Consider the following 693-nt stretch of genomic DNA (forward strand, 5'->3'; position numbering starts at 1 on the left):
TTCGCCGACGCCACCTACGTGGAGCCGATCACGCCCGAGTTCATCGACAAGATCTTCATCAAGGAGGCGGCGGACGGGCACCCGATCGACGCCGTGCTCGCCACCCTCGGCGGGCAGACCGCGCTCAACGCAGCTATGCAGCTCGACGCGCAGGGCATCCTCACCAAGCACGGGGTCGAGCTCATCGGCGCCGACATCCCCGCGATCAACCGCGGTGAGGACCGTCAGACCTTCAAGGACATCGTCGCGAGCGTCGGCGGGGAGTCCGCCCGCAGCGCCGTGTGCCACACGATGGAGGAGGTCCACGCGACCGTCGCCGAACTCGGCCTGCCGGTGGTGGTGCGCCCGTCGTTCACCATGGGCGGGCTCGGGTCCGGCCTCGCGTACACCACCGAGGACCTCGAGCGGATCGCCGGCGGGGGCCTGTCGGCCTCGCCCACCGCGAACGTCCTGATCGAGGAGTCGATCCTCGGGTGGAAGGAGTTCGAGCTCGAGCTCATGCGCGACAACAAGGACAACGTCGTGGTGGTGTGTTCGATCGAGAACGTCGACGCCCTGGGCGTCCACACCGGTGACTCGGTCACGGTCGCCCCGTCGATGACCCTCACCGACCGCGAGTTCCAGAACATGCGCGACGTCGGGATCGACATCCTCCGGGCCGTCGGCGTGGACACCGGCGGCTGCAACATCCAG

The 693-nt window shown here is 68.4% G+C and carries 1 pseudogene; it reads left to right on the top strand.

Annotated elements, in window-relative coordinates:
- Positions 1 to 693: pseudogene (gene carB, locus B4M60_RS02605) on the top strand (carbamoyl phosphate synthase large subunit); the annotation flags it as partial.

The sequence above is a fragment of the Dietzia sp. UBA5065 genome (assembly GCA_002415925.1).
GTDB lineage: Bacteria > Actinomycetota > Actinomycetes > Mycobacteriales > Mycobacteriaceae > Dietzia.